The organism is Nitrobacter hamburgensis X14, assembly GCF_000013885.1.
Lineage (GTDB): Bacteria > Pseudomonadota > Alphaproteobacteria > Rhizobiales > Xanthobacteraceae > Nitrobacter > Nitrobacter hamburgensis.
In genome coordinates, this window is sequence record NC_007964.1 from 1,648,902 (window position 1) to 1,673,040 (window position 24,139).

Consider the following 24,139-nt stretch of genomic DNA (forward strand, 5'->3'; position numbering starts at 1 on the left):
CGGCCGTCGCCGCTGGCATCGACCGGCATCAGGTCAGGGGAATATTCCAGATGTCCTCGGCGTATTCGCGGATGGTGCGGTCGGACGAGAACCACGCCATGCGCGCGACGTTGAGAATGCTTGAACGCGCCCACTCCGGACTATGCCACTTCATGTCGACGGCGCGTTGCGCGCGGTAATAATCCTCGAAATCGGCCGATACCAGATAGTGATCGAGAAAACGCAGCGCGTGGGCGATGGGTGCGAAACGCGAAGGGTCGTCGGGCGAGAACACGCCGCGTTCGATGGCCTCGATCACACCAGTCAGCATCGGCGATGACGAGATGATGCCGGTGGCATCCAGTCCCATGGCGCGGCGCTGGACAACCTCATCCGCTTTCATGCCGAAGATGAAGATATTTTCCTCGCCGACATGCTCGAGAATTTCGATGTTGGCGCCATCGAGCGTTCCGATCGTGATTGCGCCGTTCAGCGCGAGCTTCATGTTGCCGGTTCCTGAGGCTTCCATGCCGGCGGTGGAAATCTGTTCGGACAGGTCGCTCGCCGGGACGATGATTTCAGCGGCGCTGACATTATAGTTCGGAATGAAAACGACCTTGAGGAGGTCCCTGATCGCGGGATCGTTGTTGATCACGTTGCCGATGTCGTTGATGAACTTGATGATGAGCTTGGCCTGCCGGTAGCTCGCCGCGGCTTTTCCGGCGAAAATCTTGATGCGCGGTGTCCAGTTGCCTTCCGGATTCGCAAGGATGGCCTGATAGAGCGCAACCGCCTCGATCGCGTTGAGAAGCTGGCGCTTGTATTCATGGATGCGCTTGATCTGGACATCGAACAGTGCCGATGGGTCGACGACAATGCCGAGCTGGCTGGCTATGGTCTGTGCGAGCGCAATCTTGTTTGCCCGCTTGACCGCCTGGAAGCGCTGCTGGAACGCGCGATCATCCGACAATGGCTCCAGCATCCGCAACCGCTCGGGCTCGTCGAGAACCGCAGCGCCACATGCATCCTGCAGCAGTGAGGTGAGTTCCGGATTGCATTGATGTAGCCAGCGCCGGAAGGTAATGCCGTTGGTCTTGTTGGTGATGCGGCCCGGATAAAGGCTGTTCAGATCGGCGAACACGGTTTCGCGCATCAGCTCGCTATGCATGGCGGAGACACCATTAATGCGGTGGGAACCAACGAAGGCGAGATGCCCCATGCGGACGCGGCGGCCGCCTGTTTCGTCGATCAGCGACACCGATGCCCGCGAACGGGCGTCCGCTCCAAAATGTTTTTCCGCCGCGGCAAGATGGTCGACGTTGATCCGGTAAATGATGTCGAGATGGCGCGGCAGCATCCGCTCGAACAGTTCGACCTGCCAGGTCTCGAGTGCCTCCGGCAACAGCGTGTGATTGGTATAGGAGATTGTCCTGGTGGTGATGTCCCAGGCATCGTCCCAGCCGATCTGATATTTATCCACCAGCAGCCGCATCAGTTCGGGAACGGCAAGGCTGGGGTGGGTATCGTTGAGCTGGATCGCGGCATGGGACGGCAGCGATCTGATGTCGCCGTCGCTGTGCAGATGGCGATCGAGGATGTCCTGCAACGAGGCGGAGACGAAAAAGTACTCCTGACGCAGGCGCAATGCGCGGCCGGCCGGCGTTTCGTCGCTTGGATAGAGAAATTTCGAAATCGCTTCCGCCCGCGCCATCTCCGACATCGCGCCGAGGTGATCGCCGTTGTTGAAGGTGTCGAGGCGCATCGGATCGACCGCGCGTGCGGACCACAGCCGCAGCGCGTTGACGTGATGGCCGCGCCAGCCGACGATCGGCGTGTCGTAGGCAACCGCTTGAATGGTCTCATCCGGTATCCAGAGCGTCCGGGATGGTTTATCGGTCTGCTCGATGCGGTCGAGATGTCCACCATACTGGATATCGAACACCACGTCGCCGCGTTCGAATTCCCAGGGGTTACCGGAGAGCAGCCACTGTTCGGGAAACTCTTCCTGCCATCCGTCGGAAACGATCTGACGAAACAGTCCGTGTTCATAGCGAATGCCATAGCCTCGCGCCGGAATCGCCAGCGTCGCCATGCTTTCCATGAAACACGCGGCGAGCCGGCCCAGGCCTCCGTTGCCGAGCGCGGCATCCGGTTCGGCGTCGCGCAACGCGTCGAAATCAATTCCGAGATCCTCGACCGCCGTGCGGAACGGCCCCATCAGCGACATGTTGGTGAGGGCGTCGGTCAGCAGACGTCCGATCAGGAATTCAAGGGACAGATAATAGACGCGCTTGTCGCCACGCCTCTGAGCGGCACGATCGGATTGAAGCCATTGATAGACGATGCGGTCGCGCAGCGTCAGCGCCGCCGCGATATACCAGTCGTGGATATTGGCGCGCTTGACATCCTTTCCTGCCGCCAGAACGATTTTGGACAGTATCGCGCTCTTGATCTCCGCGACGATGTCGTCGTCTCCGGATTCGGGCCGGATCGGTGCGTCATCTTCAAGGATGCGATCCTGCTTGGGAGGAGATTCAAAGACCATCCTGAAATTCCGATCTGTTTCCGCCCATGTCGGCGGCGGGTCGCGAACTCGCCCGACTTTAGAATTTGTGATGCCTTACGCAGTCCGCGATCAATGGGCGGTTTTGCCGAAATGGCCCTTGCCCTGGAGCGTATCGCGCTCGCGCTGTTTTTGGAACTCTTGTTCCAGCCGCCGGCCGCGAGCGATCTCGGACCTTGTAGAAACTCGCGCCGACAGCACAGCCGCCGGCAGCCGGTCAAACAGTCGCTTCAGGTCGAGTTTCCGTTCCGTCACCGCCGGATGGATGAGAGCCAGATTGCCGAGATCGACGCGGGCATCAAGCCGGTCAAACGCCGGCCAGGTCATGCCGGCGTCCGTGAATGGCGCAAAATGCCGTAGGACAGCGACAACGACGGCCTCGCTGCGGTGGGTGCGGACAAATGCGATGACGTGGCGGCGATCCGCGCCTTCGACGGTGAGCGGCCTGTAATCCCCATCGGTGAAGACTTTCGCATGGCGCGCCCGCATGTCCAGAAGGTGATGCGTCCATGCGAGCTTGAGCCGACCGTCGCTCCAGCTCTCAGCGAGCGCTGCCATATCAGCGGGTGCGGCGTCGAGAATGGCTTCGCGCGCCATAAAATCCACCGGCCGCCGGTTATCCGGATCGACCAGCGAGAAATCCCACAGTTCCGTGCCTTGGTAGAAATCCGGAACGCCGGGTATCGTCGCTTTCAGCGTGATCTGGCTCAGCGAGTTCAATGCACCGATCAGCGAGGTGCGACGTGCGAAGCTTTGCAGGGATTGAAGAAATTCGAGCGACCGGCGTTCGTCTATGATGCCGGCCAGAAATTGCCTGACGCCGGCCTCGTAAGCCGCGTCCGGATTGAGCCAGCTTGTTTGCAGCTTGGCCTCGCGGCAGGCTTTTTCGGCGTAGGCCTGCATTCGCGCTACAAATTCAGGTGCGATATCATCGAAGGGCAGGGCGCCGATCAGCGCCTGATACAGCATGTATTCGTCCGCCACGGACGGGCTGCGGACGCCGTTGTTTGTAGAAACCAATCCCGCATTAAACATTTTCCATCGCCCGACCATGCTCGCCCACTGGTCCGACAATTCGGTCAGTGCGAGAATCCGCGTCCGCGCGTCCTCTCCGCGTTTGGTGTCATGGGTTGCCGTGGCTGTCAGTCCGTGCGGCCGGCGGCCGGCGCGCTCGAGCATCTTGCGGTGAAAACCGGCGACATCGAGAGCCGGCGCGGCCGGGTCTCCGCCGACCTCGTTGAAAGCGAGAAGGCGGTGATAACGATAAAAGGCGGTGTCTTCGAGAGACTTGGCCATCATCGGTCCGGTGAACTGCTGGACCTTGAGCGCAAATCGGCGGACCCGCTCACGGCTATGCGTCAGCCTTCCGGGGGCCAGCAGATCGAGCGTCAGCGTATCCTGCAGGAAGTCAAAAATCCCGTCATCGGCGGCAAACCACTCCTGCCGCGCTTTCGCGATCGTCTCAGCGATGAGTTTTCGTTCGCCCTCGGCCGGTCCCGCCTGCGTGATGTAGGTGCGGTAAACCGGAAAATGCAGGACGAACAGTTCGAGTGCCTGGCGAAGGCTGTCCGCGGAATAGTCGCGCGTGGAATAATGCCCCGCCGCGATGCGGGCCAGCAACCGGGTGAGAACGGTGAATTCGCTTGCGAGCAAGGTCTCGATCACTCGCCGTTTGGCAGCGCGCAATACGGGATCGAAGGCGGGCGCGACATCACCGGCCTGACGCCAGACCTCGTCGAGGGTCTTGAGACCGTCCTCGTCGGCGAGGACATGGGTGATGGCGTTCAGCCACTCATAGCCCGTCGTACCGTCAATGCCGGCGAATTGCGGTGGCGCTTCGTGATCTCCGAGAATTTTTTCGATCAGCAGATAGAAAGGACGGCGATCCGCGCCCTGGGCTTCGCGGATCAGGCGCCGCAGACGCCTGCAATACTGTGCGGGATCGTACAGCCCGTCGATGTGATCGAGCCGCAAGCCCTGAATCCTGTTTTCGGCGATCAAGCGGCGGACGAGCCCATGAATGCGGTCGAACGTATCGCGACCCTCGACACGAAGCCCCGCCAGCGAGTTCACGTCGAAAAATCGTCGATAGTTGATTTCGCTGGTTGCAAGCTTCCAGTGCGCAAGCCTGTAATGCTGTCGTTCCAGCAATTGATGAAGAACCTTGGCCTGCGCGGGTCTGTCAGGGCCGGACCGGTAGGCCTCAAGGCCTTGATCGATCGCAGCAGCGCCGCCGGCGATAGCCGCAATGTCGCGCTTGAGGGCGGATGCATGATCGCGCCCGGGATTATCCCGACCGGCGTAGCGTTCGGCGATCGCCAGCAGATCGTTCCGGGCGGACGTTGGCGGAAGCTGGCTCGCGATTGTCTTGACGATGTCGCTATAGCGTTCCGGTGCGATCGGCAGCCGGTGCTCGAAATACCACGCTGAAAAACTTCCGTCCCGCGGATCATACTTTAACTCGATGTCGCCTCGCGTGAGCGACACGCCGTAGGCCGATCCCAAAATCGGAAGCAACAGTCCCGGCTTGTTGCGAAACGGAAGTATGTCCCATTCGATATCGAAGGAATCGGCGAACCCCGACTTCGGCCCCCATTCGAGCACGTCCAGCCACCAGGCGTTGTCGGCATGGTGCACGCCCATATGGTTTGGAACGAAATCAAGAACTAGGCCGATCCCGTGAGAGGTCAAAGCTGTACTCAGCCGATTAAAGCCGTCTTCGCCGCCGAGTTCAGGGTTGATGACATTGTGATCGACGATGTCGTAGCCGTGGGTGCTGCCCCGGCGCGCCTTCATGAATGGCGATGCATAGAGATGTGTGATGCCCAGCTTCTTGAGATACGGAACGATCGCCACGGCATCGTCAAAAGTGAAACCGGACGTGAATTGCAGGCGATAGGTTGCACGCGGAATGCCGCTGTCCATCAGATCGCTCCCATGGACCAGAAGACCGACCACGCCGGCAAGCGCGCCGGCGGCTCTCCGCCCCAGATCGGGCGGCCTGGCAGCGAAGCTGCATCGTTGGTGACGTTGTGATCCGAGATGTTGGCGCGAAGATGCAACAGTGCGCTGTTGCCAAGGCGCCAGTAAGCGATCAGCAGGCGATCGTTTTGACGCAGCTCGGCCGAGGCGAACGCGGCGTTGCCAAGATGCGGCGTGAGTTCGTCCCGGCGGATACGCAACAGTTCCTTGACGAGCGCATGGCGCGGCAGGTTTTGACCCTCCTCGGGCCACGCGAGAGCCGCCGACTCGAATGTCGACTGCGCAAGGGGATCGGGCACATCGTCCCCGTACGCCTCATAGGCCGCGGCGTATTCCCTGCGCCGACCGGCTCGCACCGCATCGGCGAGGTCGCGTTTGAAGTCGCAGAAAAATGGAAAGGGCGTGGTCGCTCCCCATTCCTCGCCCATGAACATCAAGGGCGGCATCGGTGCGAGCAGGGTGATTGCGAGTGCGGCCTCGATAGCCCGCGCGTCGGCGGTCCATTCGAGGCGATCGCCCAGCGCGCGGTTGCCGATCTGGTCGTGATTCTGAAGGAAGTTCACGAAGGCGGCGGGCGGGAGTGCGCCGATCGGTTCCCCGCGAGCGCGCCCGCCGCGATAGGCCGAGGGTTCGCCCTGATAGGCAAAGCCATCGCGCAGCGTTCGCACGAGCAGACGACGCGGCTGCGTGGCGTAGTCGCCGTAGTAGCCGTGGGTCTCCTGGGTGAGGATGACATGCCAGACGTGATGGTAGTCGTCATTCCACTGGGCGCGATACTTTCCGTCGGGAATGTCGGAAGACGGATCCAGCAACACCGCGCGGTTGTCGTCGTTCTCCAGCACAAGGTGGATATGCCGTCCGCTTTGCCGCGCCAGAACCCCGACGGCGTGGCTGATATCGTTCAGGATCGACGGCTCGCCAACCTCGGCGAGGGCATGCACCGCGTCGAGGCGAAGGCCGTCGAAGCGATAGTTACCGAGCCAGTGCAGTGCATTGTCGACTGCGAAGGCGCGGACTTCCGGAATGCGATAGTCGATCGCTGCTCCCCATGGGGTCTGCGCATCGCAGAAAAACTGCGGTGCGTAGCGCCCGAGATAATTTCCCTCCGGCCCGAAGTGGTTATAGACGACATCGAGAAAGACCATCAGTCCGCGCAGATGGGCTTGATCGATCAACTCCCTGAGATCGTCCGGCGTGCCGTAAACGTGATCGGGCGCGTACCACAACGCGCCGTCATAACCCCAATTCCGCGTCCCCGCGAAGTCGGCGAGCGGCATCAATTCGAGAGCGGTGATTCCGGTCGAAATCAGATGATCGAGCTTGCCGATCATGGCCCGATAGGTGCCTTCCGGCGTAAACGTGCCGACATGACATTCGAGGATGACCGTCTCGTGCCACGGCCGCCCGCGCCAGTCGATCGCCTTCCACCGGAATTGATTGTGGTCGACAAGTTCGCTTGGACCGGACACGTCGTCGGGTTGATAGGACGACGCCGGATCCGGTACGTCCAGTTCGTCGTCGATCCGATAGTGATAGCGTGAACCGGGCCGGGTCGCGGCCACCTCGGCAATGAACCAGCCGCCGCTGCCTTTTTCCATCGTGTGCGCGGTGTCGGTGATGACGGAAACCTCGCGCGCGCCGGGCGCCCAAAGCCGGAACGTTACGCCGTCCGGCCTGAGAAGGGGGCCGAAGCGGCCGGCGCTCATGGCTGGCCTGCGAACGCGATCACGCTGCGAGGCGGCGCCTGCATCGTTGCGTTGGGGCCGTGCACGCTGCCTTCGGCATCATCGTCCGTGGTATGAAGCACGATCGACCATGTCTTGTACTCTTCCATGCCTGGAAGCCTGAATTCGACCGGCTCCGGCACCGCGTTGAGGACGACGTAGAGCGCCTGCCGGCCGTGCTCCATCGGGCCGAGCACGTAGGAGAGAAACCGTCCTTCCGGAAAATTCCAGTCGGCCTCGGTCATTTCGTTGCCGTGCGGCGTCAGCCACAGCACGCCATAGGAGCCGTCTGTCTTCTTGCCGACCACCCATTGTCGCGCCCTGATCTGCGCAAAGCGTCTTCGGATGGCGGTAAGGCGTCCGACAAAGCCGGTCATGTCGTCGCCCTCATGGCCAAGGCCGCTCCAGTCGATCCACCCGATCTCGTTGTCCTGGCAATAGGCGTTGTTGTTTCCATGCTGGCTGTTGCCGACTTCATCGCCCGCAAGGAGAAGCGGAACCCCTTGGGCGAGCATCAGGCAGGCGAGTTGATTTTTGCGAAGCTGGCGGCGAAGCGCAACGATCGCAGGGTCGTCCGTCGGTCCTTCGTGGCCGCAATTATTGCTGAGATTGTCATTGGAGCCGTCGCGATTGTCCTCGCCATTGGCCTCGTTGTGTTTCTCGTTGTAGGAAAACAGATCGGCCAGCGTAAAGCCGTCGTGGACGGTGACGTGATTGATGCCGGCGCGCGGCGCGCGGTCGTCACGGTTGAAGAGATCGGACGATCCGGTCATGCGGCCGCCGACATCGCCGATCAGATGTCCTTCGCCGGCCCAGTAGCGGCGCAGCGTGCTGCGATATCGGTCGTTCCACTCCGACCATTGCGAAGGAAAGCCGCCGACCTGATAGCCGCCGGGGCCGACATCCCAGGGCTCGGCGACAAGCTTGACGGCGGCGAGGGCGGGATCCTGCCGGATTGCATTGAAAAAAGAGCTGTTGCGGTCGAATCCATGAGGGCCGCGCGCCAGCGTGCTGGCGAGGTCGAAGCGGAAGCCGTCGATGTGGCAGACTTCGACCCAATAGCGTAGCGAGTCCATGACCATTTGCAGCACGCGGGGGTGAGTCAGGTTCAGCGAGTTGCCGGTACCTGTGAAGTCGTCGTAGAAGCGTGGGTCATCCGGCATCAACCAATAGTAGGATGCGTTGTCGATGCCGCGGAACGACAGCGTCGGCCCGAGGTGATTGCCTTCGGCGGTGTGATTGTAAACGACGTCGAGTATGACCTCGAAGCCGGCGTCGTGAAGGCGGGCAACCGACGTACGGAATTCGTCCAGCGCGGCATCCTTGGCGTAGCGCTGCTCCGGTGCGAAAAACGAGATTGAATTGTATCCCCAATAGTTGCTCAGCTTGCGCTCGACCAGTTGACGATCGTCGATGAAGCCATGAATCGGTAGAAGCTCGATGGTGGTGACGCCGAGCCGTCGCAGGTGATCGATCATGGCGGGCGCCGCGAGCGCGCGGTAGGTCCCGCGCAGTTCAGGAGAAATATCCCGACGCGTCTTGCTCAGGCCTTTGACGTGAGCTTCATAGATGATCGTATCTTCCCAGGGAATGCTGGGCCGCGGTTCGCGACGGCCCCAGTTGAACGTTTCGTCGATGACGGTGGCTTTCGGCATGGCGCGGGCGTTGTCGCGCCGGTCGAAGGACAGATCCTCGCGCGGGCTTCCGGCGCGGTAAGCGAAATGCGCATCGCTCCAGACCAGCCGTCCGCTGATTTTCTTCGCGTAAGGGTCGAGCAGCAGCTTGTGGGGGTTGAACCGGTGACCGTGCTGCGGATCGTAGGGGCCATAGACGCGATAGCCGTAGAGTTGACCGGGCGAAACGTCGTTGAGATAGCCGTGCCAGACGTCTTCATTGTGTTCTGGCAGCGCGACGCGTTCGATTTCCCGTCGCCCCTGACTGTCGAACAGGCAGAGCTCGACCTTTTCCGCATGGGCTGAAAAAAGCGCAAAATTCGTTCCGCGCCCATCCCAGTTCGAACCGAGGCGGACACCTGTGCCTTCCGAGATCCTCATCATGCGCGTTCCGGTACCAGAAAGATCACCGCGAGCGGCGGAAGCGTCAGACTAAGCTCGGGGATGACACCGTCCAGCGTCTCGACCACTCCGTTGTTCCCGACATTGCTTCCGCCATAATGCGCGGAGTCGGTATTGAGCGCCTCGCGCCACTTGCCGGCGAAGGGTACGCGCACGCGGTAGCTGCGATGGACGGTCGGCGTGAAATTGGCGATCACCAGACAGCGCGCCCGTCCGCTTTCGCCTTTGCGCATCCAGGCGAAGACGCTGCGATCGGCATCGTTGGCCATGATCCATTCGAATCCGGCCGGATCGCAATCCAGTTCGTGCAGTGCCGGAACGTCACGATAGAGCGCGTTGAGATCGCGAACGACGGCCTGGACTCCCTGGTGTCGTGCCTGATCGAGAAGATGCCAGTCAAGTGCGTGGTCGTGGTTCCATTCGCGCTCCTGGCCGAACTCCGCACCCATGAACATCAGCTTCTTGCCGGGATGGCCGAACATGAACGCGTAGTAGGCGCGCAGGTTTGCGAACCGCTGCCAGTCATCGCCCGGCATACGGCCGAGGATCGAGCGCTTCTCGTGCACCACCTCGTCATGCGATAGCGGCAGGATGAAATTTTCCGAGAATGCATAGTGCAGCCCGAACAGGATCTGGCCGTGGTGATGCTTGCGGTAGATCGGATCCTTGCCGATATAGTCCAGCGTATCGTGCATCCAGCCCATATTCCATTTGTAGCCGAATCCGAGGCCGCCGAACTCAATCGGACGCGAGACCTGCGGCCATGCCGTCGATTCCTCCGCTATCGTGGTGGCGTGCGGGAATTTGGCGAACACCTCCCTGTTGAATCGGCGCAGAAATGCGATGGCTTCAAGATTTTCCCGGCCGCCGTGTTTGTTGGGAATCCAGCCGCCTTCGGCACGGCTGTAATCGAGATAGAGCATGGACGCGACAGCATCGACGCGAAGGCCGTCCAGGCCGTAGCGATCGAGCCAGAACAGCGCGTTGGCGACGAGGAAATTGACCACTTCGGTGCGGCCGTAGTTGTAGATCAGGGTGTCCCAGTCAAGGTGGCGGCCCTGCAACGGGTTGGCGTGTTCGTAAAACGCGGTGCCGTCGAAATGGCCGAGTCCGTGAGGATCGTCGGGAAAGTGGCCGGGCACCCAATCGAGCAGGACGCCGAGTCCTTCGCGATGGCAGGCATCGACCAGATGCGCGAAATCGTCGGGCGAACCAAAGCGGCTCGTCGGTGCGTAAAGGCCGGTGGGCTGATAGCCCCACGAACCGTCGAACGGATGCTCGTTCACCGGCATCAGCTCGATATGGGTGAAGCCAAGGCTGCTGGCATAGCGCGGCAGGGTGTCCGCGAGTTCGCGATAGGACAGCCAGCGGTTGTCGTCGCCGCGCCGCCACGATCCGAGATGGACCTCGTAGATGGAGATCGGCGCACGGCGTGCATTGATCGTGGCGGCCGCTGGTGTGGGGCACGGCAGCGCTGCTTCATCGACTACGATCGACGCCGTGTTCGGTCGAACTTCCGCCGCGAACGCCATCGGATCGGACTTCAGCGGCAACAAACTACCGCTCTTATCTGTGATCGCGAATTTGTAGCGGTCGCCCGTTTGCGCGCCGGGAATGAACAATTCCCAATATCCGTTGCCTCGCACGCGCATCGGATGACGGCGGCGATCCCAGCAATTGAAATCGCCGACGACAGCGACGGCCCGTGCGTTGGGCGCAAGCACGACGAAGCCGGTGCCGCCCACGCCATCCATCGTTATCGGGTGAGCGCCGAGCTTGTCATAGAGCCGTTGATCCGTGCCTTCACCGAGCAGATAGAGATCGAAATCGCTGAGGATCGGCGGAAAGCGGTAAGGGTCCTCAAGCTCGACCGTGTCGGCGCCAAAGCGAGCGCGAAGGCGGTAGCGCTTGGCGCCGTTCGGCAGGTCGCCGAGGAAAAGCCCGGCGTCATGAATGCGTGTCAGCGTCGTCTCTCCACCGTGCTCATCGACGACGCGCACATCGGATGCCTCGGGCAGATAGGCGCGAACCACCTGACGGTCATTCTCGCGATGACGGCCGAGATAGTGAAAGGGGTCTGAATGCCGCCCTTCGACGATGGCGCGGGCTTCGGAGGACAGTTCGATCATACGCGATCTCGCTTCCTATTTGCGCAGCACGCGAAGTGCGCCGCCCAATGCGACACGAAGCCAGTCCGGGCGATGCGCGAGCTCGTAGTCGATTTCATAGAACGCCTTTTCGAGCAGGAAGAACCGCAGCGTCCTGTCGGCGTGGTCGTTATCCTGCGGCCATAGCCGGGGATCGGACATCGCTTCGCGGTAGGCGGTCAGGAAGGTTTGCGTCGCCTCGTTGCGCCATGCCGACAAAGCCTCGGCCAGTCGTCCGTCGTCGTCCGTTCCGGTCTTGAGGACGCGCTCTTGCGCTGTGGTGACGGAATAGTCGATGGACCGGATCAGCCCGGCGACATCGCGGGCCGCCGGCGCTTTCAATCGCCGCTCGGGGAGGCTTCGGCGGGGTTCGCCTTCAAAGTCGATGATAAAGACATCGTCGCGGACGACGAGGATCTGCCCGAGATGAAAGTCACCGTGATGTCGAATGTTGTACATTTGAATCGAGGGCGGCAGCAGCTCGGTGAGCCGGCCATGCAACGTTGGACGGATGCTCAGAATTTCATCGGCAAGAAGCCGATCCGAATCGGCAAGCTTGACTTGAGCGAGGCGGTCGAACGTTTGCCCGGCGCGCATCATCAAACGATCGATGAGGTGCGCGAGGTCCGAAGGCGTTACAGGTTCGGGACGGAAATTCGCGATGTCGTTGCGGCTGGCCAGCGCGACGTGCATTTCCGCGACGCGCTTGCCGATCTGCTTCATCGAGCGCTGATACGCCGCCTTCTCTTCAAGCGCCGGAGCCGAATCGCTAGCGCCGACCAGCCGCTGCTCGTCGATAAAGCGATCCAGTGCAGCGTTGCTGACGGTCCATGCGTCACCCTGGTTGCCGACAAAGGCATGGACAATGGCAACGGCGGCCTGGACATCGGGGCCGGTCAGTTCGGCGCTGCCGAGCAGGGCGGGCGTATTGGCGAATCCGGCGACGTCCGTCAGGAAGCGCCCGACTTCCACTTCCGGATTGATACCGTTTTCAAGCTTGCGATAGATTTTGACGACGAACCTCTGGTCTACCAGCGCGGTGCTGTTCGATTGTTCGGTCTGCACCGCGCGCACGTTGCCAATCGGCTCCTCTGCAATCGAGGCCAGCCGTTCCGTGGGATGGTAGGCAAGCCGCAATTCGCCTTCCTCAAAGGTCGTCCGGTGGCGCAGACCGTCGATGATGCCGGCGATCAGGTCGTTCTCATAGGCGGCGTCGATCAGCGTTCCCTCGCGCGACCCCTGCCGCACGGCGGCGATGTTTTTGGCGTCATAGTTGCGGCGGTCGAGCCGATCCCATCGGATTCGGATCGGCATCGCGTATCGCCCCGACTGCCCGCGATGGGTGACGTCGAAGATCACCAGCCATGGCCGTGAAACCTGGTCTTTCATGAGCGGTATCGCTGCCGGGACACGCGCGGCGATGGCGCTGGCCGACCGCTCGGGGAACCAGCGCGAGCGGGCGAGATGCGAAGGCAGGACATCGCGCTCGAAGATCGAGCGGGTCCGCGCCAGTGACATCCAGGTCGCGCCCAGCGGCACCACGAGGGTCTCATAGTCGGGAACGATCACCGCCGCAACGTTCGGCGACGGCGGCTTTTCGGTCAGGCGGAACCAGTAGAAACCGTAAGGCGCGAGCGTGATCAGATAAGGCAGTTCGCCGATATCGGGAAACGTCGTTCGTCCCAGCATTTCGATCGGCGAGCGGCCTTTCCAGTGCGACAGATCGAGTTCGGAAGCCTGTGCCGATCGCGACAGGTTGGCGACGCAGAGCACGACCTCGTCGTTATTTTTCCGCACGTAAGCGAGAACGCTGCGATTCGAGGAGCGCACGAAGGACATGGTGCCACGGCCGAAGACGTGGCTCGATTTGCGAACCGAGATCAGCTTTTTCATCCAGTTCAACAGCGAGAACAGGCTTCGCGACTGTGCTTCGACATTGACGGACTCGTAGCCGTAGACGGCGTCCATGACCGGAGGTGCATAGAGCCGCGCGGGATCGCATCGCGAAAAGCCGCCGTTGCGGTCCGGCGTCCATTGCATCGGGGTACGGACGCCGTTGCGGTCGCCGAGATAGATGTTGTCGCCCATCCCGATTTCGTCGCCGTAATAGATGATAGGGGTGCCGGGAAAGGACATCAGCAACGAATTCATCAGCTCGATTTTCCGCCGGTCATTGTCCATCAAAGGCGCGAGGCGGCGGCGAATGCCGAGATTGATGCGTGCGCGTGGATCGGCGGCATAGATCGACCAGAGATAATCGCGCTCGATGTCCGTCACCATTTCGAGTGTCAGCTCGTCATGGTTGCGCAGGAACATCGCCCATTGGCAATTGGGCGGGATATCGGGCGTCTGCCGCAAGATGTCGGTGATCGGAAAGCGATCCTCCTGCGCGATCGCCATATAGATGCGCGGCATCAGCGGGAAATGATAGGCCATATGGCACTCGTCGCCATCGCCGAAATAGGACTGGACATCCTCCGGCCATTGATTGGCTTCGGCCAGAAGCACCTTGCCCTTGGCGTAGGCGTCGAGCTCCGCACGAATGTGCTTGATCACCGCATGGGTTTCGGGAAGATTTTCGTTGTTGGTGCCGTCGCGCTCGCAGAGGTAGGGAATGGCATCCAGCCGAAAGCCGTCGACGCCTGCGTCGAGCCATCGCTTCATCACCTGAATGACCGCCCTGACCACGCGCGGATTGTCGAAATTGAGGTCCGGCTGATGCGTGAAGAAACGATGCCAGTAGTAAGCCTTGGCCTCGGCATCCCAGGCCCAGTTCGATTTTTCCGTGTCGGTGAAAATGATCCGCGTGTCCTGGTATTTTTTGTCGGTGTCGCTCCAGACATACCAGTTGCGTGCGCTCGATCCGGGCGGGCTGCGCTGAGCGCGTTTGAACCATCTGTGCTGGTCGGAGGTGTGATTGATGACGAGTTCCGTGATCACCCGAAGGCCGCGCCGCCGCGCCTCGGAGATGAAGCGACGGAAATCCTTCATCGTGCCGAAGTCGGGGTTGACCGAACCGTAATCGGCGATGTCGTATCCATCGTCGCGTCCCGGGGACGGATAGAACGGCAGCAGCCACAGCGTCGTAACGCCCAGTTCCTGAAGGTAGTCAAGCTTGTTGGTCAGCCCGGCGAAGTCGCCGATGCCATCGTTGTTGCTGTCGGCGAAGGCCTTGACATGAAGCTGATAGATGATGGCGTCCTTGTACCAGAGATCGTCGGTCTGGACATATCGGTCAGCATCGATTTTGGTCATCTCGTTCATGACGGGCCTCACGCCAGACAGCAAAACAAAAGCGCGGGATCGCGGAGCGGATCGATCCTCAAGCGCACGCCCCCCCATTCGATGGCGTGACGCTCGCCGGTCATGAGGTTTTCCAGCGCGACCGGAGGCATCGAGTCGTTGGCGGCGCGGATCTGGATTGAATCCAGCGGCAGCCAGAATTCACAGGCGTCGCGCGACAGCGCGATGGCGCCGACGATCGTGTTGCCCGCGTCCGTGGTTTGCTTGGTGAAGGCGACGATCTGGTCGTTGTCGACCGGGAGAAACCTCAGATTGCGGGTTTGCAAAAGCGCCGGATTGGCACGACGCGCCTGATTGAGCGCGGCGATGTACGCCCTGATGTTGCCGGGTGCATTCCAGTCGCGAACCTTGATCTCGTACTTTTCGGAGTTGAGGTATTCCTCGCGTCCTGGAATAGCGTCGTGCTCCAGCAGCTCGAAGCCGTTGTAGATTCCGTAAGTACTCGACAGCGTCGCCGCCAGCGCCACGCGCGACTTGAACATCCAGGATTCGCCGCTTTGCAGGTGGTAGGGCAGGATGTCCGGCGTGTTGACGAAAAAATTCGGCCGATAGTAGTCGCGCTCGGGATATCCCGTCAGCTCGTTGAGATAGGACTCGATCTCCCATTTCCGGGTGCGCCAGGTGAAGTACGTATAGGACTGCGTGAAACCGAGCTTCGCCAGGCCCTTCATGACTTTCGGCCGGGTGAAGGCCTCGGCGAGGAAGATGACGCCGGGGTCTTTCGTCTGGACCTCGCGGATCAGCCATTCCCAGAAATTGAACGGCTTGGTGTGCGGATTGTCGATACGAAAGATGCGCACGCCCTGATTGACCCAGAACAGGATCACGTCGCGCAGCGCGTTCCATAGCGAGCCTGCATCGTCGCAACCGAAATCGGGATTGACGATGTCCTCGTATTTCTTCGGAGGGTTTTCCGCATAGCGCATCGAGCCGTCGGGGCGCCGCTTGAACCAGTCGGGATGCTGCGTCAGCCAGGGATGATCGGGCGAACACTGCACCGCGATGTCGAGGGCGATCTCCATGCCGTGGGTCTTGCAGGCGGCGATCAGGTCGCGGAAGTCGTCGAAGGTGCCGAGGTCCGGATGGATCGCATCGTGCCCGCCTTCCTCGGCGCCGATGGCGTAGAGACTGCCGGGGTCGCCTTCGGCGGCGGTCAACGCATTATTGCGCCCCTTGCGATTGATCCTGCCGATCGGATGAATCGGCGTAAAATAAAGAACATCGAATCCCATGGCGGCGATATCGGGGAGGCGGGCGATGCAGTCACGAAACGTGCCGTGCTGGCCGGCGACCGCGCCCTGGCTCCGGGGCACCATTTCGTACCATGCTCCCGCCGCGGCGAGGCTGCGGTCGATCGTCAGCGGGTAAAGCTGCGACCGCGTGAGATCGCCGCGTTCCCGGCTTTCGGTCATGGCGCTGGCCAGTTCCGGCACAAGCAGGCTCGCGGGATCGCCGCCTTTCAGGTAGTCCTCGCACTGACGAACGATGATCGTCGTGGCTTCCTTGCCGCCATACTGCGCGCGCGTCAGTAGCGCGGCGCCCTCCAGCGCATCGAGAGTGACGTCCTGACCGGCTTTCTGCTTCAGTTCGAAGCCATGCTTCCATGTGGCGAATTCATCGGTCCAGGCTTCGATGGCATAGACATAGCGACCGGGTTCGCCGGGCGCGAAGCTGCCGAACCAGCGATCGTTGTCGTGCAGCGTCATCGGCAACTTGTGCCAGTCGCGATCCTCCTCGCGACGCCAGATCAATTGCGCGGCAATGATGTCATGACCGCTGCGGAATATATCTGCCCAGACCTCGATGGTATCGCCTGCGAGCCGCTTGACCGGAAATCGTCCGGCATCGACGCAGGGATATACGTCCTCAATGTGGAAGCTGCCCGCCGCCGCACCTCGTTCGCCCGCCCGTAATGGCATGTTTTTTTGCGTCGATACGGACATCACGCGCCGCCAACCTGTTTGTGAATGAAGGGCCCGCCTGTTTAACCCGCATGTCGCTGTAAAGTTCCCGATGGAACCGCGATCTTGTCATGGCGTTGCCTCCCTGTGCGAGACTTCGTGTCCGGACGAAATCTCGGACAATCGAGTCGGGGTTTGAGGCGTGGGGATGGATGTTTATTCAAAAGCGCGCGACCTTGGCATCGATCTGGAATTTGTGGACGGGCAGGGCCTCCGCCATGTGGTGAACGGCGAGCGGCTGCGTGCCATTCTCGATGGTTTGCCATCCCCTTCGCGACATCCCTATCTGAAGCAACCCGTTGTTATCGTCGCCGACGGCGGCGATTGTCGTGTGCCGGTGGACGCCGAAGCAAACGGAATCGGTTGGCGGCTCGTTGAACGAAACGCGGTGCTTGCGCGAGGACGTGTGGCCGGGGAGGCGATCGACTTGCCGCGTTCGGCGGCAATCGGCACCTATCGGCTGGAGCTTGTGAGCGATAACGGGGATACGATCGATTCGATCCCGTTGCTGGTGACGCCGGCGGCCGCCTATCAGGGCTCGTTCGACCGGGTCTGGGTGCTGTCGGTTCAACTCTACGGGGTATCGTCGTCGGGCAATTGGGGAATTGGCGATTTCACGGACCTCGCCGCGCTGATCGAATTGACCGCGGATTGGGGCTGCGCGGGAATCGGACTCAATCCGCTTCATGCGTTGTTCGATGACCGGCCTCTCGAATGCAGCCCCTATGCGCCGAACAGCCGGTTGTTCCTCAATCCGCTTTACATCGATCCCGAGCGGTTGCCGGATTTTCCGGGTGCTTGGCTGGCGCAGCATCGTGAGCAACTTGGTCAGGCCCGCCACGGCGAACTGATCGACTACGCGGCCGTCGCGGAATTGAAATTCGCCGCGCTCCGGCACGCGTTTTCGATCTTCCGGCGCGGACGCTCACAGTCCGAATTCGAAATCTTCAGGCAGGAGCGCGGCGAACTGCTGCAACGCTTTGCCTGCTTCGAAGTGCTGCGGCGGCAATTCGGTCCATTGCCGTGGTGGCAATGGCCGGAGGAATGGCGTCGCCCCGACGACGCGCGGATTCAGGCCTTTCGAAACGGTTTGCTGCGTGCCGAGGTTGAATTCGTCGAGTTCGTGCAATGGTGCGCGGCGGCGCAGTTGCAGTCATGCGCCGATCTTGCCGCTGAACGCGGAATGGCGGTCGGCCTTTATCTCGATGTTGCCGTCGGGGTTCAGGCCGGCGGGTTCGACGCCTGGAACGAGCAGGGTGCCATCTCGCGCGGGCTTTCGGTTGGTGCGCCGCCCGATCAGCTCAACACGACCGGACAAGACTGGGGACTGGCGGGGTTTAATACCGCTGGACTCGAGGCGAGCGGCTTCGCACCGTTTCGGGAGATGCTGCGCGCCTCGATGCGTTTCGCGGGCGCGATACGACTGGATCACGTCCTCGGCCTCAACCGGCTTTATCTGATACCGTCCGGTGCGTCGCCGCGGGATGGCGTGTATGTGGAGATGCCGTTGGAGGCGCTGCTCGGCGTCATCGCGCAGGAGAGCGTCGGCCAGCGCTGCATCACGATCGGGGAGGATCTGGGAACGGTGCCGGACGGCTTTCGCGACATTCTCGCGGCTTGGGGCGTGTGGTCCTACAAGGTGATGATGTTCGAGCGCGGTCATGACGGCGCTTTTATCGGGCCGTCGGGTTATGCCGCGAACGCCCTTGTCACTTTCAACACGCATGATCTTGCATCGTTTGCAGGCTGGCAATCGCACTCCGATCTCAGGGTCAAGCGAGAGCTTGGTCTCGATCCCGGCGAGACGGACGCGATGCGGGCGGATGCGCTCCGTGCGTTCGAATGGAAGCTCCGCGAAGACCATATCGCGTCGAAGAATTTTTTCGGAGCCGTCGAATTTCTAGCGCACACGCCGTCGCGCATTCTTGCGGTCGCGCTCGACGATCTGATCGGATTGAAGGATCAGCCGAACATTCCAGGAACGGTGAATGAGCACCCCAACTGGCGGCGGCGGCTTCCGGTTGATCTGAACGATCTCGGCCGCTGCATCGATCTCGACGCACTTCGGCACGCGCTCCGCGACCGCTGAACGCCTCGCGGTTCGAAACGAGGCGCAGGCGACCGCCCCGCGCTATCACAAGGTGATTCGAGAGTTGCTCAAGGATAACCGTGCAGCATCAATCGATCTGGACGGACTTCCCAGCTCTCGAGCCGATTGAGGAAACTCATCCCCAGCAGGTTGGTTTTCATCTGGCCGCGCGGGACCACGAGCGCGGGCACGGATCGCTCGACGAGCTTGCCGACCGCAAGCCGGTCGAGCGTCAGCCGCGCCGCGCGCGCACGCCCGCCGGCGGTCTCGACATCGACGTCGTAATTCAGCAATTCCAGCGGCAACCCTGCCGCTTTCGCGGTTTCGTAGGTGAGGACGACGGAGGTTGCGCCGGTGTCGATGATCATCGATGTTTTCACGCCGTTGATCTTGGCGTGCAAACTGAAATCGCCACTCTGGGCGCGGGGAATCTGGACGCTACGTGGCGGCCCCGCACCGGCCTCGCGCAGCATGGTGGAGACCAGGCTTCCCGCAGCCGATATTCGCGCGGGATCGCCATAGGCGACCACGGCTCCCGCCGTCGCCGCCAGCATTCCGATCACGAGCAGCATACGGATCACGACGCACCTGCCAGGTTTTCGGCTACGCGCATGATCTTATCCGAAAGCCGGTTTCCACTTTTCGGGATCATGCTCTAAGACCCGTGCCGGCATTCATGATCGGCTTGTTCCGCAGGCGGCGTCTCGCATCCGCTGCCGGGTCGGCCGTTTCAGCGGGTTGAATCGGCGGAGCTTCCTCGGCCATCGGCGCGAGAGCGGACATCACGCGCTCCGGTGGAAAGGTGACGATGACCTCGGTGCCGACCCGGAGCTTGGACCGCAGGGTGAACGTACCGCCGTGCATGTCGATCAGGCTCTTTGCGATCGGCAATCCGAGACCCGCGCCTTGCTCTGCGGATTTGATCGAATTCGTCCCTTGCCCGAACGACGCTAGCACGATCGGAATTTCGTCTTCCGCGATCCCGGAACCGCTGTCCTTGACGCTGAGGTATTGCCCGCCTGAAGCGGTCCATCCGACCTTCAGCCAGATCTCCCCGCCCTGTGGAGTGAATTTGATCGAATTCGACAACAGATTGAGCACGATCTGGCGCGTGGCGCGCTCGTCGCCCCAGATGCGCGGCATACCGTGTTCGAATACCTCATGAATGGTGATGCCGCGGCTGGAGGCTCGCAGCTTCAGCAAGTGGTGACAGTCCGCCACGACATGGACCAGAGACACTGCTTCTTCGTTGAGTTCGTAACGGCCGGCCTCGATCCGCGACAGGTCGAGGATCTCGTTGATCAGATTCAGCAGGTGAACGCCGGAATTATGAATGTCGGCCGAATAGCTCTTGTAGACCGCGACCGCGTGCTCGCCGAAAATCTCGCTCTTCATCACTTCGGAGAATCCGAGAATGGCGTTCAGCGGCGTCCGCAGTTCGTGACTCATTTGCGCGAGAAATCGTGATTTTGCGACGTTGGCTGATTCCGCGCGATGTCGCGCTTCATCCGAAATGGCCTTGGCCTGCTCGAGTTCACCGATCAGGGCGTCCTTTTCCGCGCGCGCCTCGAGTGTCGCCAGCGTCGTGGAATGCAGGCGATGCGCGAGCAACGCGAAGTAACCCTCCGCGGCCAACGCGAGAACGGCGAGAATGTAGTTGTTGAAGCTGCCGCCGATCACAAACTTCAGCGCGATCGCCGAGGTCACCGGGGCGGTTGCGGCAAAGGCGGCAATAGGCAGGCTGGCGGCGAGCATGCTCGATACCGCCACGACCAGCAGCATCAGAAACATCATCAGGGTATTGGTGACCGGGTCAAAACCGGCGGGATGAACCAGGATCGTCGTCCAGCACAGGCCGTACAAAAGATCGAGCAGGATGAAACGCGCGCGCCATTTGCGCGTGCTGTTGGGGGACGATGGCTCCTTGAGGTAATTGTTGCAGTTGTAGATGGTTACGGCGTGGATGCAGAGCATCCCGAACGTCCATACCGCCGCCGAGGCGGGCTCCATCCAGAAGCCGAACAGCACGCCGGTCGCGACCACAAGCAGCATCACGACGAGCGATGCTGACAGCCGTGTTTGCGCGTATTGCCGAAGCAGTTCGTGATCGAATGCCGGGCGGGTTCCGCTGGTCGAGGTCAACCGGTCCCGTGCCTCACGGACCCGTTGCGTCGCGGCGCGGCGATTGCGTGCGGACGGTACAATCGCGGGGGCGACCGGAAGCTGGACGACTTCAGGTTTATCTGCGGGGGTACTCATCAACCAAATACAAATCCTGCACGCGGCCGCGCGAGCCTTTACCCGTTTAATTCTGGCGCAAAATCATTAAGGGCTGCCTTAAAGAGCAGGATATTCCGGTTAACTGGAGGTTAATTCTCCTGCGGATGCGGCAATCGGCCCAGGCCGCGGCCATCGTGAATCCGGCAGCCGTTAACGCTCGAGCCGCGCCAGAAGACTCGACGTGTCCCAGCGGTGGCCACCCATTGTCTCGACTTCCGCGTAAAAGGCGTCCACCAGGCTCGTGACCGGAAGGCTGGCGCCGTTGCGGCGGGCCTCGGTGATGCAGATCGAAAGGTCCTTGCGCATCCATTCGACGGCGAAGCCGAGATCGAATTTGCCTTCGTTCATCGTCTTGTAGCGGTTTTCCATCTGCCACGATTGGGCAGCGCCCTTCGAGATCACCTCAATCACCGAATTGACGTCGAGTCCCGCCTTCCTGGCGAAGTGGATGCCCTCGGACAGCCCCTCCACGAGGCCGGCAATGCAGATCTGATTGACCATTTTGGTCAACTGACCCGCGCCCGCCGGGCCAAGCCGTTTGCACATCCTGGCATAGGCCGCGATGATCGGTTCGGCGCCGGCGTAAGCATTCTCCGTTCCGCCGCACATCACGGTGAGAACGCCGTTTTCGGCGCCGGCCTGCCCCCCGGAGACCGGGGCGTCGACAAAGCCGAAGCCGCGCCTGGTCGCCTCGGCATCGAGTTCGCGCGCGACCTGGGCGGAAGCTGTCGTATGATCGACAAAGGTTGCCCCACGCTTCATTCCGGCAAAGGCGCCGGCGGCGCCGATCGTGATTGCGCGCAAGTCGTTGTCGTTGCCGACGCACGCCATCACGAAATCCTGACCGTCGGCGGCCGCTTCCGGCGTCGGCGCGGTTTTGCCGCCGAATGTCTCGGCCCACACCTTGGCTTTGGCCGCTGTTCGATTGAACACGGTCACCTCGTGGCCGCCCTTTGCGACGAGATGTCCTGCCATGGGGAATCCCATGACGCCGAGACCGAGAAATGCGACTTTAGCCATGTCCGAACCTTGTTCACTGGGTTTTCGCCGTCATCGCGGCTGAGCCTGCTGAGCGGCTCTTTTGCGGATAAGAGCGGGATGGGGGGCAGATCAGCAGGTTACAAAAATCTCGCCAACTGTGCTGCCACCCAGCATAACCCTTGGGGTTGCAGCGGCAAAGACAGGAAAATCCTGAAACAGCGCGGACGCGGCGGCAATTGCGGTCGGACAGCAGAGGGTTGTCGCCGGCAGAATTCCGGGACGTTTCAAAACGCGTTAAAGTTGAATGGGCAATCGGTTTGCCAGTCGGACAAAGGAGCGCGCGACATGAGCGTGGGCATGCTCGATCATTTCAATATCCGGACCCGCAAGCTTGCGGAGACGGTACGCTTCTACGAGGAGATTCTCGGTCTGACCAAGGGCGATCGGCCAGAGTTCACGTTTCCAGGCGCATGGCTCTATAGCGACGGCAAGCCGGTGGTTCACCTCGTCGATATCTCACCGACGTCCGAGCCGCAAAAGCCGGATTCCGGCGTTATCCATCACATCGCCTTCGCGAGCCGCGATTTCAGCGGCATGAAACAGCGCCTCGAGTCAAAAGGGTTCGCTTTCAGAGCTCGCGAGGTCCCCGGCGGAGCCCTCTGGCAGATTTTCGTCTGCGACCCGAACGGCGTGATGATCGAGCTCAACTATGATGCGGCGGCCGAACAGGGTTGATCTCTCTCGCGGCTTTGCCGGTTCGCCAAAAGCCAGCCATTAGATTAGTTAAAGCATGGACGTTGACCGGGGTCAGGCGGGTAGCCATGTTGAATCTGTTTCGAAGCAAAGTGCGCCGAGCACGGAGAGACGACTTGAACGTAACACCGCAAAAAGTTCTCGATCGACTGGCCGACGTCCTCTCTCCCCGCGGTGTGGCGCTGACCGGCGCCGACGTTCTGTCGGAGATCGTTGTCAACGGCGACAAGGTGTTTTTCTCCATCAACGTCGAGGCGTCGGAGATCCGGGCATGGGAGGAGGTTCGCACCCACGCCGAAGCGGCCGTGCGCGCGATCCCGGGAGTGTCGGTTGCGATGGTCGCTTTGACCGCCGAACGCAAGCCGGGCAGCACAGCCGCGAGTTCGCCGCCACGCTCGGCACAGGGGATTCCGCATGTATCGACCCATCGCACGCCGCAAAATCCGGCGTCGGGTTCGCCGATGGCGCGGCGGGCGGATATTCCCGGAATTGCCGCCGTCATTGCCGTTGCATCCGGCAAGGGCGGCGTCGGCAAGTCGACCACCGCGCTCAATCTCGCGCTGGGCCTGCGCGATCTCGACCTGCGCGTCGGTCTGCTCGATGCCGATATCTATGGGCCCTCGATACCCAGACTGACCGGTATTCGGGAAAAGCCGCATTTGAACGACGAGAAGAAGATGGTCCCGATCGGGCGTTTTGGCCTCGCGATCATGTCGGTCGGCTTTCTGGTCGAGGAAGAAAGCGCGATGATCTGGCGCGGCCCGATGGTGACGTCCGCGATCAAGCAGATGTTGCGGGATGTCGCCTGGGGCGAGCTCGATGTTCTGGTCGTGGACATGCCGCCGGGGACCGGCGATGCGCAATTGACGCTGGCTCAGACCGTGCCGCTCAAGGGCGCCGTCATCGTTTCGACGCCGCAGGATTTGTCGCTGATCGACGCGCGGCGCGGGCTTGCGATGTTCAGAAAAGTCGACGTGCCGGTTCTCGGCATTGTCGAAAACATGAGTTTTTTTCAATGCCCGCATTGCGGGACACGAAGCGATATTTTTGGTCACGGCGGCGCGCGCCAGGAGGCGGAACGGCTGGGGGTGCCGTTTCTGGGCGAAATCCCGCTTCACATGTCGATTCGCGAGACCTCCGATTCGGGTCATCCGGTGGTGGAGAGCGAACCTGACGGTCCGCATGCAGCGATTTATCGCGCCATTGCCGGGCGTATACGTGACCAGCTCCAGGCTGCGACCGCCGCAGCCTAGTCGTGTTAATTTGACATTCGCGACCCACCTGGAGCCTTTTCGCTCCTGA

Annotated in this window: 13 protein-coding genes; 3 read left to right on the plus strand and 10 right to left on the minus strand. The window is 61.3% G+C overall.

What is annotated here, in order from left to right:
• Positions 1 to 28: 28 nt before the first annotated feature.
• From NHAM_RS07460 to NHAM_RS07490, 7 genes are all read right to left on the minus strand, one after another.
• Positions 29 to 2,524, minus strand: coding sequence for a glycogen/starch/alpha-glucan phosphorylase (locus NHAM_RS07460; protein WP_011509973.1), 2,496 nt, complete (start codon positions 2,522 to 2,524; stop codon positions 29 to 31).
• A gap of 90 nt (positions 2,525 to 2,614) precedes the next feature.
• The gene (gene treY, locus NHAM_RS07465) at positions 2,615 to 5,467 is read right to left on the minus strand and encodes a malto-oligosyltrehalose synthase (RefSeq protein WP_011509974.1); all 2,853 of its coding nucleotides are present in this window, start codon (positions 5,465 to 5,467) and stop codon (positions 2,615 to 2,617) included.
• Positions 5,467 to 7,230 (minus strand): malto-oligosyltrehalose trehalohydrolase, encoded by a 1,764-nt coding sequence (gene treZ / locus NHAM_RS07470; protein ID WP_011509975.1) that lies wholly within the window; start codon positions 7,228 to 7,230, stop codon positions 5,467 to 5,469. Before treZ ends, treY begins: the two co-directional genes overlap by 1 nt.
• Positions 7,227 to 9,302: a glycogen debranching protein GlgX gene (gene glgX / locus NHAM_RS07475; RefSeq protein ID WP_041358871.1), complete on the minus strand. Its 2,076-nt coding sequence runs from the start codon at positions 9,300 to 9,302 to the stop codon at positions 7,227 to 7,229. Before glgX ends, treZ begins: the two co-directional genes overlap by 4 nt.
• The gene (gene glgB / locus NHAM_RS07480; protein ID WP_011509977.1) at positions 9,302 to 11,452 is read right to left on the minus strand and encodes a 1,4-alpha-glucan branching protein GlgB; all 2,151 of its coding nucleotides are present in this window, start codon (positions 11,450 to 11,452) and stop codon (positions 9,302 to 9,304) included. The genes glgX and glgB overlap by 1 nt, the downstream gene beginning before the upstream one ends.
• A gap of 15 nt (positions 11,453 to 11,467) precedes the next feature.
• Positions 11,468 to 14,734 carry a maltose alpha-D-glucosyltransferase gene (gene treS, locus NHAM_RS07485; protein ID WP_011509978.1) on the minus strand — a complete coding sequence of 1,089 codons (3,267 nt, stop codon included), beginning with the start codon at positions 14,732 to 14,734 and terminating at the stop codon, positions 11,468 to 11,470.
• A gap of 8 nt (positions 14,735 to 14,742) precedes the next feature.
• Positions 14,743 to 16,716 carry an alpha-1,4-glucan--maltose-1-phosphate maltosyltransferase gene (locus NHAM_RS07490; RefSeq protein WP_011509979.1) on the minus strand — a complete coding sequence of 658 codons (1,974 nt, stop codon included), beginning with the start codon at positions 16,714 to 16,716 and terminating at the stop codon, positions 14,743 to 14,745.
• Positions 16,717 to 16,882: 166 nt separating this feature from the next.
• Between NHAM_RS07490 and malQ the strand changes: the two genes are divergently transcribed.
• On the plus strand, positions 16,883 to 18,823 hold the full coding sequence (gene malQ, locus NHAM_RS07495; RefSeq protein ID WP_011509980.1) for a 4-alpha-glucanotransferase: 1,941 nt from the start codon (positions 16,883 to 16,885) through the stop codon (positions 18,821 to 18,823).
• Between the two features lie 68 nt (positions 18,824 to 18,891).
• Here the strand turns inward: malQ and NHAM_RS07500 are convergent, their stop codons facing one another.
• From NHAM_RS07500 to NHAM_RS07510, 3 genes are all read right to left on the minus strand, one after another.
• Complete coding sequence (locus NHAM_RS07500) at positions 18,892 to 19,404, minus strand: TIGR02281 family clan AA aspartic protease (RefSeq protein WP_011509981.1); 513 nt, start codon at positions 19,402 to 19,404, stop codon at positions 18,892 to 18,894.
• Positions 19,405 to 19,471: 67 nt separating this feature from the next.
• Positions 19,472 to 21,082 (minus strand): sensor histidine kinase, encoded by a 1,611-nt coding sequence (locus tag NHAM_RS07505; RefSeq protein WP_011509982.1) that lies wholly within the window; start codon positions 21,080 to 21,082, stop codon positions 19,472 to 19,474.
• Positions 21,083 to 21,253: 171 nt separating this feature from the next.
• Entirely contained in the window at positions 21,254 to 22,123 is an 870-nt protein-coding gene (locus NHAM_RS07510) for an NAD(P)-dependent oxidoreductase (RefSeq protein ID WP_011509983.1), read from the minus strand.
• Between the two features lie 306 nt (positions 22,124 to 22,429).
• On the opposite strand from NHAM_RS07510, the gene NHAM_RS07515 reads away from it, so the two are divergent.
• Positions 22,430 to 22,819: a VOC family protein gene (locus NHAM_RS07515; protein WP_011509984.1), complete on the plus strand. Its 390-nt coding sequence runs from the start codon at positions 22,430 to 22,432 to the stop codon at positions 22,817 to 22,819.
• 134 nt (positions 22,820 to 22,953) lie between these two features.
• A complete protein-coding gene (locus NHAM_RS07520) occupies positions 22,954 to 24,090 on the plus strand; it encodes an Mrp/NBP35 family ATP-binding protein (RefSeq protein ID WP_041357823.1) in 1,137 nt (378 codons plus the stop codon).
• Positions 24,091 to 24,139 lie beyond the last annotated feature (49 nt).